13 protein-coding genes and 2 tRNA genes are annotated in these 15571 nt (G+C 29.1%); 5 read left to right on the top strand and 10 right to left on the bottom strand.

Annotated features, from left to right (window positions below; translation table 11 throughout):
• The first annotated feature begins 62 nt into the window (after positions 1 to 62).
• Positions 63 to 152, top strand: a tRNA-Ser gene (locus ACTTA0_RS04990).
• Positions 153 to 157: 5 nt separating this feature from the next.
• Here ACTTA0_RS04990 and ACTTA0_RS04985 read toward each other — a convergent pair.
• Positions 158 to 415, bottom strand: coding sequence for a succinate dehydrogenase assembly factor 2 (locus ACTTA0_RS04985; RefSeq protein ID WP_440676316.1), 258 nt, complete (start codon positions 413 to 415; stop codon positions 158 to 160).
• Between the two features lie 23 nt (positions 416 to 438).
• On the opposite strand from ACTTA0_RS04985, the gene recG reads away from it, so the two are divergent.
• A complete protein-coding gene (recG, locus tag ACTTA0_RS04980; RefSeq protein ID WP_440676315.1) occupies positions 439 to 2490 on the top strand; it encodes an ATP-dependent DNA helicase RecG in 2052 nt (683 codons plus the stop codon).
• On the opposite strand, the gene ACTTA0_RS04975 is transcribed toward recG, so the two are convergent.
• Complete coding sequence (locus ACTTA0_RS04975; protein WP_440634822.1) at positions 2487 to 3143, bottom strand: DUF502 domain-containing protein; 657 nt, start codon at positions 3141 to 3143, stop codon at positions 2487 to 2489. The genes recG and ACTTA0_RS04975 overlap by 4 nt on opposite strands.
• 112 nt (positions 3144 to 3255) lie before the next feature.
• Here ACTTA0_RS04975 and ACTTA0_RS04970 point away from each other — a divergent pair, with 112 nt between their 5' ends.
• The gene (locus tag ACTTA0_RS04970; protein ID WP_440676314.1) at positions 3256 to 4083 is read left to right on the top strand and encodes a M48 family metallopeptidase; all 828 of its coding nucleotides are present in this window, start codon (positions 3256 to 3258) and stop codon (positions 4081 to 4083) included.
• A 9-nt stretch (positions 4084 to 4092) separates the two neighbouring features.
• Here ACTTA0_RS04970 and ACTTA0_RS04965 read toward each other — a convergent pair.
• The 6 genes from ACTTA0_RS04965 to ssb form a co-directional block, all read right to left on the bottom strand.
• Positions 4093 to 4168: transfer RNA gene (locus ACTTA0_RS04965), tRNA-Lys, on the bottom strand.
• Between the two features lie 152 nt (positions 4169 to 4320).
• Positions 4321 to 5433, bottom strand: coding sequence for a tRNA guanosine(34) transglycosylase Tgt (tgt, locus tag ACTTA0_RS04960; protein ID WP_440676313.1), 1113 nt, complete (start codon positions 5431 to 5433; stop codon positions 4321 to 4323).
• An 8-nt stretch (positions 5434 to 5441) separates the two neighbouring features.
• Positions 5442 to 6002 carry a peptidylprolyl isomerase gene (locus ACTTA0_RS04955; protein WP_440676312.1) on the bottom strand — a complete coding sequence of 187 codons (561 nt, stop codon included), beginning with the start codon at positions 6000 to 6002 and terminating at the stop codon, positions 5442 to 5444.
• Positions 5995 to 6489 carry a pantetheine-phosphate adenylyltransferase gene (coaD, locus tag ACTTA0_RS04950; RefSeq protein WP_262589212.1) on the bottom strand — a complete coding sequence of 165 codons (495 nt, stop codon included), beginning with the start codon at positions 6487 to 6489 and terminating at the stop codon, positions 5995 to 5997. The genes ACTTA0_RS04955 and coaD overlap by 8 nt, the downstream gene beginning before the upstream one ends.
• Entirely contained in the window at positions 6489 to 9068 is a 2580-nt protein-coding gene (gene gyrA / locus ACTTA0_RS04945; protein ID WP_440676311.1) for a DNA gyrase subunit A, read from the bottom strand. The genes coaD and gyrA overlap by 1 nt, the downstream gene beginning before the upstream one ends.
• Positions 9069 to 9073: 5 nt before the next feature.
• On the bottom strand, positions 9074 to 9526 hold the full coding sequence (ssb, locus tag ACTTA0_RS04940) for a single-stranded DNA-binding protein (RefSeq protein WP_440676310.1): 453 nt from the start codon (positions 9524 to 9526) through the stop codon (positions 9074 to 9076).
• Between the two features lie 89 nt (positions 9527 to 9615).
• Between ssb and uvrA the strand changes: the two genes are divergently transcribed.
• Both uvrA and ACTTA0_RS04930 read left to right on the top strand, forming a co-directional pair.
• Positions 9616 to 12468 carry an excinuclease ABC subunit UvrA gene (gene uvrA, locus ACTTA0_RS04935; protein ID WP_440672401.1) on the top strand — a complete coding sequence of 951 codons (2853 nt, stop codon included), beginning with the start codon at positions 9616 to 9618 and terminating at the stop codon, positions 12466 to 12468.
• Between the two features lie 50 nt (positions 12469 to 12518).
• A complete protein-coding gene (locus tag ACTTA0_RS04930; protein ID WP_262589216.1) occupies positions 12519 to 13121 on the top strand; it encodes a urate hydroxylase PuuD in 603 nt (200 codons plus the stop codon).
• Here ACTTA0_RS04930 and secF read toward each other — a convergent pair.
• On the bottom strand, positions 13118 to 14014 hold the full coding sequence (secF, locus tag ACTTA0_RS04925) for a protein translocase subunit SecF (RefSeq protein WP_440676309.1): 897 nt from the start codon (positions 14012 to 14014) through the stop codon (positions 13118 to 13120). The genes ACTTA0_RS04930 and secF overlap by 4 nt on opposite strands.
• The gene (gene secD, locus ACTTA0_RS04920; RefSeq protein WP_440676308.1) at positions 14014 to 15567 is read right to left on the bottom strand and encodes a protein translocase subunit SecD; all 1554 of its coding nucleotides are present in this window, start codon (positions 15565 to 15567) and stop codon (positions 14014 to 14016) included. The genes secF and secD overlap by 1 nt, the downstream gene beginning before the upstream one ends.
• Positions 15568 to 15571: the final 4 nt, after the last annotated feature.

The raw sequence follows: 15571 nt of genomic DNA, 5'->3' as shown, positions 1-15571 counted from the left end.
TGAGTTTTTTTCGACTATTTTATGGTTGAATTAAATAATTATAATTATAAAACCTTGCTCACGGAGAGATGGCTGAGCGGTTGAAAGCACCGGTCTTGAAAACCGGCAAAGGGGCAACTCTTTCCTGGGTTCGAATCCCAGTCTCTCCGCCATTATCTTAATATTTAAAATTTTTAAACAACAAGCTAATATTGTTTTTTTCTATTTCAAACTCAGTATCAAAACCATTATAGAAATTATATAAATTTGTGTCATCAATATTAAGAAATTTATCTAAATCAATTAAATCCTCTTTTTGCAAATCATTAATGTATTTTTTTACAAATTTACCTAAAAGCTTATCCATTTCCTTGGTACCTCGATAATTGGAACGATAAATAATTTTTTTTTTTAAATCATCTATATTGAGGCTCATTATTAGAATATAATTAATTTATCATGGATAATAAAACTAATTTTGAATATTTATTATCTGATTTAACAGCTTTAAATGGTGTTGGTATAAAAACAACAAATTTACTCAAGAAAAAGAATATAAATAATATTTTTGATTTACTTTGGAAACTTCCAAAGGCTTATACAGATAGAAGTTTATCAACAAAAGTAAAAGATTTAAAGATTGGTGAAAATCAAACTGTTACCGTTGTAGCAAATAAATATTTGTTTCCACGAATTAGAAAATTACCAAATAGAGTTAAGTGTTCAGATGAAACAGGTGAGTTAGATTGTGTCTTTTTTAATAGTTATGAGGGATATATTAAAAAAATACTACCTTTGGGAAAAGAAATAACGGTAAGTGGCAAAATTGGCTACTTTAAAAATAAATATCAAATTACCAATCCCAAGTATGTATCTGAGGACTCAAGTTTAATTAAACAAGTTCATAATAAATATTCATTAACTGAGGGAATATCTGAGAAAATTTATAATAAAATCATAAAACAAATAATAGATAAATTACCTAACTTAAAAGAATGGCACTCAAGTAAAATTTTAAATAAATTCAATAATATCAATTGGAATGATGCAATTAAAGAATTACACAAGCATGAGAATATAGGTAAATACAAAGATCATTTTTATCAAAGACTTGCCTTTGATGAAATATTTGCAACATTTTTAGTTAATTCAGAAATAAGAAAAAAAATTAAAAAAGTTAAAAAAAAAAATAAAAGTATTAATTTAATTAAACAAAAACAACTCATTAATAAATTAGAATTTTCATTAACTGATGATCAAATTAAATCGATTAACGAAATTAATGACGATTTATCATCCTCAACTAAAATGTTTAGATTATTGCAAGGAGATGTTGGAAGTGGAAAAACAATTGTCTCATTATTAGCTGCATTTAATACTATAAATTCTGGTTTCCAAGTAGCTGTTATGGCCCCTACCGAAATACTAGCAAGACAACATTATAATTTAGCAAAAAAAATTTTTCCATCAAACATATCAACAGAGTTAATTTCTGGTAAGTCTAGCTACAAAGAAAAAAAATTAATCCTCAATGAATTAATAAATAATAAGATTAATATAATTTTTGGTACTCATGCTATTTTTCAAAAAACAGTTAAATTTACAAAATTAGGATTAATTATTATTGATGAACAACATAAGTTTGGTGTTAATCAAAGAAAAAGATTATCTGACAAAGGAGGGAATGATTGTGATGTATTATTGATGACTGCTACACCTATTCCACGAACTTTAACAATGACAATTTATGGTGATATGGATTTATCAATTATTAGAGAAAAACCTAAAAACCGTAAAATGATAAAAACTTACAGTAAATTAGAAAGTAAAATTGATGATGTAATTAAATTTATAAAAAAAGAAATTAAGTCAGGAAATCAAATATTTTGGGTCTGTCCATTAATTGAGGAGTCTAAAAAATTAGATCATACTTCTGCAATTCAAAAATTTGAATATTTAAAAAAATTATTCCCTAAACAAGTCTCTATTCTCCATGGAAAAACGGATGTAAATGAAAAAGATGAAATTTTAAAAAGATTTTTAAATAAAGAGTTTAAAATATTAGTATCTACGACCATTATCGAGGTTGGAATAGATTTTCCAAATGCCAATGTAATTGTAATTGAAAATGCAAATAAGTTTGGCCTATCTCAGCTCCACCAATTAAGAGGTAGAGTTGGTCGTGGAGAGAAAGAAGCAACTTGTATTCTGATGTTTAAGTCAAATTTGAGTGAAAATGCTAAAAAAAGAATAAACATATTAAAAGAGACCAATGATGGATTTGTTATTTCTGAGGAAGATATGAAGATCAGGGGTTTTGGTGATATATTAGGTTTTAAACAAAGTGGTGTTAAAAATTTCAAGTTAGCAGACCCAATACAGAATAGTGACTTATTTGAATTGGCTGAAAAAGAAATAAAAAGAATTGAAATAGAAAATGAAAATTTAAGTAAGTTTAAACCATTAATTAAATTGTATGATAGAGCAGATATAATTAACGATATCGCTTAATTTTTTTCTGTTGTTGTTGTTCCAGCTGATACAATAAATTTTGAAGCTTCTTCAAAAGTCATGTTTAAAAATATAACTTCGTCTTTTGGGAACATTAGCAAAAAACCACTTGTTGGATTTGGAGTTGTTGGAACAAATACGTTTATTAATTTTTGATTTGTTTTTTCAGCAATTTCTCCAGAATTTTCTTTAGTAGCAAAACCTACAGCCCATACACCTTTTCTTGGATATTCAACAAGAACAACACTCTTACTTTTACTGCCACTTTCTTTAAATGATTGTGACATTTGTTTAATTGCAGACCAAAAAGTTCCTAGTAGTGGTATTTTTTTGAATAAACTGTCTATTAACTGAAGAAATTTTTTCCCCAAATAAGATAAAGATATAAATCCAATGATTGTTATGAAAATAATTGAAATAATTATCTCTAGACCAGGTATATTAAATGGCAAATAATAATTTGGATTTATCTGAGACGGTAAAATTTTTGAAGACGTATTTATTAAAAATTTACTTAAATAAATAGTTAGTCCTATTGGTATTAAAACGACAACACCTGTAAAAAAATAATTCCTAATTTTTAAAGATAATATATAAAACCATAGACCTATAATTTCTCTTTTTTTTATAGGTTTCTTTTTGGTTTCTTTCATTTATTAACTATAGCTAGAATATGTAACAAAAATTATTGCAATGATAAATAATACAACTAAAATTTTATTATTAAGATTCATAATGATAAATTATTACCAATTTTAGAATGAAATGAATAGAAGAAAATTTTTAACATATGTTGGATGTGGTTGTGGAAGCTTACTTCTACCTTCGTGCACAAGTGCTCCAATTACTGACAGAAAACAATTAAAATTAATACCTGAAGCTAAATTAAATGCTCAAGCTGCTCAAATTTATGAGAAAGTTAAAGAAAAAGAGAAAATGAGTGACGACACAAAAACTTTAAATGAAATAAAAGAAATTGGAAAAAAAATGGAAGATTCAATTAGTGAATATTTCTATAGATCTAATTTAAATGATCCAACTGCTAACTTTGATTGGGAATATATATTAATTGATAATAAAAAAGTTAGAAATGCTTGGTGTATGCCAGGTGGAAAAATTGCAGTGTATACAGGTATACTAGATGTTACAAAAAATACTAATGGTCTGGCTGCAGTAATGGGACATGAGGTTGCTCATGCAGTTGCAAAACATTCAGTTGAAAGAGCAAGTAGAGGAGTTTTACTAAACACAGGTACTAGAATTATTGATATTGCAAGTGGAGGTATATTATCAGATATCAACAGAACAACTGGAATGGATACAGTTGGCCTACTATCTCAAATTGGATTAATGAATCCATTTAACAGAAAACAAGAAAGCGAAGCTGATTATCTTGGTATGATTTTTTCATCTTTATCCGGATATGATATCAGAGAAACAGTTAAAATTTGGGAAAGAATGAAAGAATTTAATAAAGGCAAAGAGCCTCCACAATTTATGAGTACCCACCCTTCATCTGACACTAGAATTAAACAGTTAAATGATTGGATGAATGAGGTAATTCTTGATTATCCACCAATTGAAACAAGTTAATTCAAAAAGTGGTGAGCCGTGATGGACTCGAACCATCGACCCATTCCTTAAAAGGGAATTGCTCTACCAACTGAGCTAACGGCCCACAAAGATTCATTTTTTTGAAAATGAATATGGTTTGTATACAGATAAATTTTAATATTTCAATTCGTTCAATGTAATTTTTATAAAAAGAATTCGTTATAAATGAGGGGTTTTCATTACAAAGTTGTACACATAATAGCACAGTTAATAAAACTACAACTTATCAATGTATTTATCGTGAAATTCATCGAAGGTATTATTCATAATATTTTTTCTGATTTCGGACATTAATTCTTGATAAAAATTTATATTATGAAGTGTTAATAGCATTGATGCTAATATTTCATTGGTATTAAACAAATGATTTAAATAGTTTTTTGAATATTTATTTAAATTTAAATTTTCACAATTCAGATCTAAGGGTGTGTTGTCATGTTGGTATTTGTTATTTTTAATATTTACCCGTCCATTCCAAGTAAAAGCAAGACCTGTTCTACCTGATCTAGTTGGAAGAACGCAATCAAACATATCTATACCCCTTTTTACAGCACCTAAAATATCTGATGGTGTACCAACACCCATTAAATAATGGGGTTTTTCATCTGGTAAATGTTCTTTAATAGCATCTAAAGTAGCAAACATTTCATCTTGAGTTTCACCTACAGCTAATCCTCCAACCGCATACCCATCAAACCCGATCTTTGTAAGTCCTTCAAGTGATTTTAATCTTAAATCTTTAAATAATCCTCCTTGAATAATTCCAAATAAAGCTTTGTGAGGATTGTTTCCAAATGCCTTTTTAGATCTCTCAGCCCAATACAAAGATAGATCCATAGATTTTTTTATTAAATCATAATCTTCAGTTTTTTTTGGACACTCATCCATTATCATTACAATATCTGAGTTTAAGCCTAATTGAATCCTAATACTTTCTTCAGGACTTAAATAAAATTTTTTTCCATCAACGTGAGAATTAAATATGGCTCCTTTTTCGCGATCTATTTTATTTAACTTTGATAGAGACATTACTTGAAAACCACCTGAGTCTGTAAGTATTGGTAAATCACAATTCATGAACTCATGTAAACCGCCTGCTAACTCAACTCTTTCCACTCCAGGACGGATCATTAAATGATATGTGTTAGATAGTATTATTTCTGATCCAGTTTTCTTTATATCGTCGATTGTACAAGCTTTAACTGTTGCTTGTGTACCAACAGGCATAAATGCTGGTGTATTAATCTCACCCCTATGAGTTTCTATAACACCGCGTCTAGCAAATTTATCTTTGTTTAAAACTTTAAAGGCAAAATTTTTTAATGCCATTTAATATTTTACAAAGATTTAAAACTTATAATTTTATCAGGATCTGTTACAGCACCATTGTTATTTTGGTCACCTCTTTTAATTTTATCTACAAACTCCATTCCCTCAATAACTTTACCAAAAACAGTATACTGTCTGTCTAAAAAAGGTGCTGGTTGAAAACAAATGAAAAACTGACTATTTGCACTATTTGGATCTTGAGCTCTAGCCATAGATAATGTGCCTCTATCATGAGGTAAACTATTAAACTCCTGTTCTAAATCAGGCATATCAGATCCACCCATACCGGCTCTTCTTAAATCAAATTCTTTAGACTCTGAATTTCCAAATTTAACATCACCTGTTTGAGCCATGAAACCATCGATTACTCTATGAAATACAACGTTGTCATATTTTCCGCTGTTAGCTAATTCTTTTATTCTTTTGACGTGGTTTGGTGCCACGTCTTCAAATAATTCAATTTTTACATCACCATCTTTTAGTTTTAAAATCATTATATTCTCCTCAGCTATTAATTGATTTGTACTAACAAAAAATAAAATAAATATGTACGATAAAATTCTATTCATATTTTTCTTTTAAAGATTTTATTGTGCTTTTGGTAGTAAATTTTTTAATATTTCCATTTAATTTTACAATTTCTTTAACAAACCTTGAGGAAATGATTTGATTTTCTACATCTGACATTAAAAAAATTGTTTCAATATTTTGGTTGAGTTTTCTATTCATTCCAGCAAGTTGAAATTCGTATTCAAAATCAGATACAGCTCTCAAGCCACGTAAAATGATGTTTGATTTATATTTTTTGCACAAATCAGTGGTTAGTGAACCAAAGGATACAACTATAATTTTTTTTTTATTTAATTTTAAATCCTTAAATAAAGCTTTATTAACAATTTCTATTCTTTCCTCTGATGAAAATAAATAATTTTTATTACTAACATCTGAAACTCCAACTACTATTTTATCAAAAAGTTTTAGTGCTTTTTTAATAACATCTATATGACCATAAGTAATTGGATCAAAAGTTCCTGGATAAATAGCAATTTTGCTCATTAAATTAAATTATCATCAATTTTAATTGCAGAAACAACTTTTTCATCACCAGATAATTTTATAATTCTTACACCTTGAGTATTTCTACTAGCGGTTCTTATTTCTTTCACTGCAACTCTAATAACTCTTCCTTTGTTTGTGGAAATTAAAATTTCATCACCTTCAAAAACTGGAAAAGATGAGGTTATATTCCCGTTTCTTGGAGAATTTATAATTCCAATAATACCCTTTCCACCTCTATTAGTAACTCTGTAGTCAATATGAGAAGTCTTTTTGCCATAACCGTTTTCACTTATTGCTAAAACAAATTTTTCTTTTGCTTTTAATTCTGATTTTTCATCTTTTGATTTTTTTCCATTTTTATTTAATTTATCGTTATCAATTACGGACAATGAAACAATTTGATCACCAGATGCGAGTTCAATTCCTTTAATTCCTTTTGAAGATCTTCCCTTAAATACTCTTAGTTTTCTAGCTTCAAAACGGATACATTTACCAAATCTAGTACTTAGAATTATATCTTGGTCATCTTTACAAATTTTAACACCAACAATTTTATCGTTGTTGTCAAGCTTCATTGCAATTTTTCCAGAAGCATTAATTGAAGAAAAATCCTCTAAACTATTTTTTCTAACTTTACCTTGTGCGGTTGCAAAAATAATTTGGTAATTTTTTGAATCTGTATCTTCATCAGGCATTGGCATAATTGAACTAATGGATTGATGATTCTTTAGCGGAAGAATATTAAATAAGGATTTACCTTTTGAAGCCGATGAGCCCTCAGGTATTTTCCAAGCTTTAATTTTATAAACAAGTCCCTCTGTTGAAAAAAATAAAACTGATGTATGGGTATTTACCGAAAGAGTTTGTATGACAGAGTCTTGATCTCTGGTAGTAATTCCAGATTTGCCTTTACCACCTCTTTTTTGTTGTTTAACATTATTTAATGATCCTCTTTTAATATACCCTTGCAAGGTTACTGTAATAATTACAGATTGTTTTTGGATTGTTTCTTCGATGTCATAATTTAACACCGCATCAATGATTTTGGTTCTTCTTGGAACAGCAAATTTCTCTTTAATATTTTTTAATTCTTCACTTATTACTCTCAAAAGTTCTTTTTTTGAGGATATAATTTTTTTATATTTTGCAATTAATTCAGCTAATTTTTTAATCTCAACTTCAATTTCATTGATACCAAGAGCTGTTAATTTCTGTAATCTTAATTCTAAGATAGCTAACACTTGTGGTTCGGATAAAGAATAAATATTTTTACCTTTTTTTCCTTCTACTAAAGAAATTAATTTTTGTGATTTGTTTATTTTCCATTTAGTCTTAAGAATAGCATTTTTTGCATCTTCAGGTGTTTTGGAAGATCTAATGATTTTTATAATTTTATCTAAGTTTTCTACAGCTACAGACAGACCAATTAAGATATGAGCTCTTTCCTCTGCTTTTTGAAGATCAAATTTTGTTTTTTTGATTACTACATCTTCTCTAAAGGATAAAAAATTAGAAAGAAATTCTTTTAATGTACATGTTTTTGGTTTCCCTTCTACTATTGCCAAAGTGTTAAAACCAAAAGAACTCTCTATTTGAGTATTTTTGTAAAGTTGTCTTTTAATTGTTTCTGGTTCAACACCATTTCTTAAATCAATAGCAACTCTTATACCTTCTCTATTAGACTCGTCTCTTATATCTTTAATACCTTCAATTTTCTTTTCTCTAACTAATTGTGCAATTCTTTCATTTAGTACAGCTTTATTTACTTGGTATGGAATTGAAGTAATTACTAATCTATCTCTACCATTCTTTAAGCTTTCAACTGATACTTCACCTCTTATTTTAAATGAACCTCTTCCATTGTTGTAACCTTGTTTAATTATATCTTTACCGATTATTACACCTCCAGTTGGAAAATCTGGTCCTGGAATATGTTTCATTAATTCTTTTATTTTAATATCTTTATTGTCTATTAAGGCTAAAGTACCATCAATTATCTCACCTAAATTATGTGGGGGAATACTAGTTGCCATTCCAACAGCAATACCACCAGCACCATTAACTAATAAATTTGGAAATTGAGCAGGTAATACACTGGGTTCTTTTTCTGTTTCATCGTAATTACTTTTAAAACTAATCGTATTTTTTTCGATATCATCAATCAAATATTGTGAAACTTTTGATAATCTTGTTTCAGTGTACCTCATAGCAGCCGCTGGATCACCGTCTATAGATCCAAAATTACCCTGACCTTGAACCAACGGTAAACTCATAGAAAAATCTTGCACCATCCTAACTAAAGCATCATAAACAGATTGATCGCCATGAGGGTGGTATTTACCAATTACGTCCCCGACTATTCTTGCTGATTTTCTGAATTGTTTAGACCAATCATAACCACCTTTATACATTGCATAAAGAATTCTTCTGTGAACTGGTTTTAATCCATCTCTTACATCAGGTAATGCACGACTTACAATAACACTCATTGCATATGATAAATAAGACGAGCTCATCTCGTCATGCATAGAGATTAGATTAATGTTTTTATCTTTTGGTTCTTCAGTTTTTTGCATAGAAATTAAAAAGGAATTTCGTCATCCATATCATTTGACACCTGAGAAGAGTCCTCAATATTATTTTGTTGAGTTGTGTCATTCTGAATTCCACCGCCTGTATTTCCTCCACCTAACATTGTAAGTGAAGAATTGTAACCTTGTATGACAATTTCTGTTGAATACTTGTCTTGACCAGATTGTTCATCTTTCCATTTACGCGTTGTTATTTGTCCCTCTACATAAACTTGAGCACCTTTTTTTAAATATTGTTGAACTACATTTACCAAACCTTCATTAAATACAACTATACGGTGCCATTCAGTTTTTTCTTTTCTTTCACCAGTATTTTTATCTTTCCATGTTTGACTGGTTGCAAGGCTTAGTCTAGCTACACTCTTACCATTTACCATTTGTTTAATTTCAGGGTCTGCGCCCAAACGACCAATTAATAATACTTTATTTAAACTTCCAGCCATAATATTTTACTATTTGTTAAATTAATTAATAAGATTTATATCACAATTCTTCTGAATATTAATTTTATTGACTCAAAGCAACAAAAAATATGATGAAAAAGATAGTTATTAAGGGCGCTAAAGAACACAATTTGAAGAATGTGACTGTAGAGATTCCAAAAGATAAATTTGTAGTGATAACAGGTTTGTCTGGGTCAGGAAAATCCTCATTAGCTTTCGATACCATCTATGCTGAAGGTCAAAGGAGATATGTTGAGAGTTTATCTGCTTATGCTCGTCAGTTTTTAGATAAAATGAAAAAACCAAATGTTGATTTAATTGAAGGCTTAAGTCCTGCTATAGCAATTGAACAAAAAAACACTTCAAAAAATCCCAGATCAACTGTTGCAACTGTTACAGAAATTTATGATTATATGAGGGTACTCTATGCAAGAGCAGGTATTCCCTACTCTCCTTTTACAGGTAAGCCAATAACCTCTCAAACAATTACTCAAATTGTTGATTTAATTAAAAAATTACCAAAAAAATCTACAATTTATATTTATGCTCCAGTAGTTAGAGGTCGTAAGGGTGAATATAAAAAAGATATTTTAAGCTATAAGAGACGTGGATTTAGAAAAATAAAGATTGATAATGTATTATACGACATAGAAAAATCTCCTAACCTTGATAAAAAATTAAAACACGATATTTCAATTCTAGTTGATAGAATTGTACTTAATTCAAAACTTGGAAACAGATTGGCTGAAAGTGTAGAAACAGCTGTAAATTTAGCTAATGGATTAGTTTTTGTTGAATACGAAGATGAAACACTTCCTCAAAAATTTAGAAAAATTGAAAAATTAATTTACTCAACAAAGTTTGCCTGTCCAGAAAGTGGTTTTACTATCGAAGAAATAGAACCAAGATTGTTTTCGTTTAATAGTCCCTATGGTGCTTGTGAAGAATGTGAAGGTATAGGAATGAAATTAAATGTAGATCCAAATTTAGTAGTTCCAGATGAGCGAAAAAGTTTAGCAGATGGGGCAATTGAACCATGGGCCAAATCGACAACTTTATATTATGCCCAAACATTAGCTTCTCTTGCAAAGCATTATGAATTTTCTCTTGATGAAAAATGGAAAAAACTTCCAAAAAAAATAAAAGATATAATTTTATATGGTTCAGATGAGGACGAAATTAAATTTAATTATGATGATGGATATGAAAAATATTCATATAAAAAAACTTTTGAAGGTGTAATTAATAATCTTGAAAGACGTTTCTTAGAATCTGATAGTGAATGGAAAAGAGAAGCAATTGCCGAATATCAATCTGATACTGCATGTGAAGCTTGTAATGGTGATAGACTTAAAGAAGAGGCATTATGTGTTAAGATTAATGATTTAAATATTAGTGAGGTCACTAAAAAATCAATTCATGATGCCGCCGAATGGTTTAAAAGCTTAGAAAACAATTTGGATAAAAGGCAATTTAAAATTGCAGAGCATGTCCTAAAAGAAATAAATGAAAGATTAAATTTCTTACTTAACGTTGGTTTAGATTATTTAACACTATCAAGAGAATCTGGAACTTTATCAGGTGGAGAAGCTCAAAGAATTAGATTGGCATCACAAATTGGATCTGGTTTGACTGGAGTATTGTATGTTTTAGATGAACCATCAATTGGTTTACATCAAAAAGATAACGTTAAATTAATTAATGCATTAAAAAGATTAAGAGATCTTGGAAATACAGTAATTGTTGTTGAACATGATACTGAAACAATGGAAAATGCAGATCATATTATTGATCTTGGGCCTGAAGCTGGAACGAATGGTGGTCAAATAACAGCTCAAGGAACTTATGAAGAACTTAAAAAGGATAAGAAGAGTATAACTGGACAATATCTTGCAAATAAACAAAAAATTGAAATTCCTAAAACTAGACGATTGGCAAAAAATGGTAGATTTGTAGAAATAAATGGTGCTAGTGGAAATAATTTAAATAATGTTAATCTTAAAATTCCTACAGGTACATTTACTTGTGTAACAGGAGTTTCAGGTAGTGGTAAATCTACATTAGTATTACAAACATTATTTCATGCATTAAATTTAACACTTAATAATAAAGCTAGAAAAACCCCCAAAGCATTTAAAGGTTACAAAGGTGTGGAATTAATTGATAAAATTATTGATATCGACCAATCCCCTATTGGTAGAACTCCAAGATCTAACCCAGCAACATATACTGGAGCTTTTGGTCCTATAAGAGATTGGTTTACTAGTTTACCCGAGTCTAAAACTAGAGGTTATAAGCCAGGAAGATTTTCATTTAATGTTAAGGGTGGTAGATGTGAGGCTTGCGAAGGAGACGGTGTTATTACTTATGAAATGCATTTTTTACCAGATGTTTATATTCAGTGTGATGAGTGTAAAGGAACGAGATACAACAGAGAAACTTTAGAGATTAAGTTTAAAGGAAAAAGTATAGCCGATGTTTTAGATATGTCTGTTGATGAAGGTTGTGAATATTTTGAAAACATTTCAAATATTAAATCTAAATTATTAACCTTAAAAAAAGTTGGACTTGGTTACATTAAAATTGGACAACAGGCCACAACTCTATCAGGTGGTGAAGCACAAAGGATTAAACTAGCTAAAGAATTATCAAAAAGATCAACTGGTAGAACTATGTACATATTAGACGAACCAACTACTGGACTACATCAGCACGATATTAAAAAATTACTAGAAATTCTTCATACCTTCGTGAAATTAGGAAACACCGTAGTTGTAATAGAGCATAACTTAGATGTTATAAAAACAGCTGATCATATAGTTGATATGGGTCCTGAGGGCGGTGTTAAAGGTGGTAAAATTGTTGCAGAAGGCAAACCTGAAGAAGTTTGCAAAGTGAAAGAAAGCTACACAGGCCAGTTTTTAAAACCTCTTTTGTACTAAATATAAAAACTTATAAAAAATCTAAATTTAGTGTATATTAAATTAGAATCATGAGCAGTTTATTATCATCACTATCTAAAACAATTCATGCATCGCTTGCATTAGCAATCATATTGTTTTTAGGTCTTTCCTATTTAAATGATGGTATTGCATTCGATACGCTTTTTTGGAGCTGGTTATTTAGATACATTCATGTTGTTGTTGCAATAATGTGGATAGGATTATTGTGGTATTTTAATTTTGTTCAAATTCCAAATATGGGAAAAATACCTGATGAACAAAAACCTGCTATTGGGAAAGTAATTGCTCCTGCTGCATTATTTTATTTTAGATGGGCAGCTGCGTTTACTGTTCTTTCAGGATTAATTTTAGCTCTGTTAAATGGATATTTACATGATGCTATGACTTTTAGCATTGGATCTGGTGTTCCAAAACATACAGCAATAGGAATTGGTATGTGGTTAGGAATTGTAATGGCTTTTAATGTTTGGTTTGTGATTTGGCCAAACCAAAAAAGAGCTTTAGGAATAGTTGAAGCTGATCCAGAAACAAAAGCTAAGTCTGCTAAAACTGCAATGTTATTTTCAAGAACAAATACACTTTTATCTTTACCAATGTTACTTTCAATGGTAGCTGCTCAAAACTTATATTAAACTGTTTTACTATCGTCTTCTCTTAAGACTGTTTTTTGTGATACTCTTAATCTCACTAAAACTGTATTAGCTATATAAATCGAAGAATAAGTTCCAAACACAACACCAAGTATCATTGCTAAAGAAAAACCTTTTAAAATTTCGCCACCAAAAAAGAATATCGCCAACAAAGCTAACAAAGTTGTAGCTGAGGTTATTATTGTTCTAGATAAAGTTTCATTAATTGAAATGTTTGTTAATTCAAAAATTTTAATGTCTGAATATTTTCTCAAATTTTCTCTAACACGATCAAAGATTACAACTGTGTCGTTCATAGAATAACCAACAATAGTTAGAACAGCTGCAATAATTGATAAATTAATCTCAAGACTAAACAATGAAAAAATTCCTAATGTAACAATTACATCATGAAATAATGCCAAAATTGCACCTAAACTAAATTGCCACTCGAAACGTATCCAAATATAAATAAGCATTACAGCTAAAGATAAAGAAATTGCTATCACGCCAGCTTTAAGCAACTCAGCACTAACTTTAGGACCTACGTTTTCAACTCTTCTAAAATCATAGTTATTTCCAAAAGAACTGTCTAAATCTTTTTTAATTTCTTCTATAATATTTTTTTTATTATCTTTATTTTCAAATTTAATTAGAAAATCAGTGTCATTTCCAAATTTTTTAACAGAAACATCTCCTAAATCCATTTGATTAAATTTATCTCTCAATGAACTAACGCTAATTTTGCTATCTGATGATCTTAGTTCAATCAATGTTCCACCTTTAAAGTCTATACCGTAATTTAAACCTTTAAAAATTAGTAATAAAAGTGATGCTGTAATTAAGAATATAGATAGTATGTTAAAGTGATTATAGTATTTATTAAATGCTATCATTAGATTAGTTTTTCCTTATTTTTATTTCTTGTCACATAAAAACTAGTGAACAATCTTGCTATAAAATAAACTGAAAATAGTGTTGTAAAAATTCCAACACCAAGAGTAACGGCAAATCCTTTTACTGGACCAGAACCCATAAAAAATAAAATTATAGCTGCTAATAAAGTAGTAATATTTGCATCAATAATTGCTGTTCTTGATTTTGTGTAACCTCCATCAAAAGCTAAAATATTATTACTTTCATCTTTAAGTTCTTCTTTAATTCTTTCAAAAATTAGTACATTTGCATCAACAGCCATACCAACGGTTAAAATTATCCCTGCTATACCTGGAAGAGTTAGTGTTGCTTCAAATAAAGTTAAAATACCAAGTAATAAAAATAAATTAATTATTAATGTTACGTTAGTGATTAGTCCAAAAACTTTGTATTTAACAAACATAAAAATAATAACTAATAAAAAGCCTATAGCTAAAGCAATCATTCCTGCATTAATCGAATCTTGTCCAAGATCAGGACCCACAGTTCGTTCCTCTATAATCTCTAATGGAGCAGGTAAAGCTCCAGATCTTAATAATAAAGCTAAATCAGTAGCACTTTGAAAAGTAAATCCTCCACTTATTTGTCCAGAACCGCTTGCAATTGTATCTCTAACAACTGGTGCACTAATTACTTTTCCATCTAAAACTATGGCTAATTGTTTTCCAATACCAGTAGACGTCGCTTTACCAAATCTTTTAGCACCTACTCTATCAAGGGTAAAATTTACAACTGTTTGATTATTTTGAGTATCCATTTTTGGTTGTGCATCTAATAGATTTTCACCACTGATGATTATTCTTTTACTTACTGTTGCCTCTTCTAAGCCATCTTCAAATTTTAACTTCTCAACACCAAATCTGTCACTTTCATCATTAGTTACAAATCTAAATGTAAGATTTGCAGTTTTTCCTAATAGTGATTTAATTCTTTGAGGATCATCTAGACCTGGAAGCTCAACAAGTATTCTATCATTTCCTCTTTTTAAAATATTTGGTTCATTAGTACCGACTTCATCTACCCTTCTTCTTACAATTTCTATAGCTTGATCTTGCGATGAAGTTTTAAGATTGATTATGCCTTGTCTTGAAAAACTTACTTTTAAATTGATACCATTATCTTCTATATCAAGTTGGTGTGATTTAAATCTTGGGTAATAAGGATTTAGATCACTATTTTCATCTTGAAACACATCTAGTACTGCTTGTTTGTCTAAATCAGCAACATTGAAAAAAATATTTTGATTATCAATTTTTATATTATTAATTTTGATGTTTTTCTCTTTGAAATAATTTCTAATAGTGGTTGTTAAATTTTGTAATTTTTGTTCAATTACAGGCTCATTATCAATTTCAAGTAAAAGGTAAGAACCACCTTGTAAATCTAAACCAAGGTTTATTTTCTTATTAAAAAAACTATCATCAAACTTAAATAAATTTGATGACGCAATTAAAATAAATAATAAAGAAAATAAAGTTACAAATAAGATTCTTAGTTTAGAAAAATAAAGCACTTAT

It is taken from the genome of Candidatus Pelagibacter sp. HIMB1593, from assembly GCF_052047755.1.
In the GTDB taxonomy this organism is placed as follows: Bacteria; Pseudomonadota; Alphaproteobacteria; order Pelagibacterales; family Pelagibacteraceae; genus Pelagibacter.
Note: the sequence above shows the minus strand (reverse complement) of the source record. Positions and strands in the feature narration are given on the sequence as shown.

What these genes read in the sequence shown, in the direction of transcription:
- ACTTA0_RS04985 (WP_440676316.1), bottom strand. Translation starts at nt 415, where the DNA reads ATGAGCCTCAATATAGATGATTTAAAAAAAAAAATTATTTATCGTTCC.
- recG (WP_440676315.1), top strand. Translation starts at nt 439, where the DNA reads ATGGATAATAAAACTAATTTTGAATATTTATTATCTGATTTAACAGCT.
- ACTTA0_RS04975 (WP_440634822.1), bottom strand. Translation starts at nt 3,143, where the DNA reads ATGAAAGAAACCAAAAAGAAACCTATAAAAAAAAGAGAAATTATAGGT.
- ACTTA0_RS04970 (WP_440676314.1), top strand. Translation starts at nt 3,256, where the DNA reads ATGAATAGAAGAAAATTTTTAACATATGTTGGATGTGGTTGTGGAAGC.
- tgt (WP_440676313.1), bottom strand. Translation starts at nt 5,433, where the DNA reads ATGGCATTAAAAAATTTTGCCTTTAAAGTTTTAAACAAAGATAAATTT.
- ACTTA0_RS04955 (WP_440676312.1), bottom strand. Translation starts at nt 6,002, where the DNA reads ATGAATAGAATTTTATCGTACATATTTATTTTATTTTTTGTTAGTACA.
- coaD (WP_262589212.1), bottom strand. Translation starts at nt 6,489, where the DNA reads ATGAGCAAAATTGCTATTTATCCAGGAACTTTTGATCCAATTACTTAT.
- gyrA (WP_440676311.1), bottom strand. Translation starts at nt 9,068, where the DNA reads ATGCAAAAAACTGAAGAACCAAAAGATAAAAACATTAATCTAATCTCT.
- ssb (WP_440676310.1), bottom strand. Translation starts at nt 9,526, where the DNA reads ATGGCTGGAAGTTTAAATAAAGTATTATTAATTGGTCGTTTGGGCGCA.
- uvrA (WP_440672401.1), top strand. Translation starts at nt 9,616, where the DNA reads ATGATGAAAAAGATAGTTATTAAGGGCGCTAAAGAACACAATTTGAAG.
- ACTTA0_RS04930 (WP_262589216.1), top strand. Translation starts at nt 12,519, where the DNA reads ATGAGCAGTTTATTATCATCACTATCTAAAACAATTCATGCATCGCTT.
- secF (WP_440676309.1), bottom strand. Translation starts at nt 14,014, where the DNA reads ATGATAGCATTTAATAAATACTATAATCACTTTAACATACTATCTATA.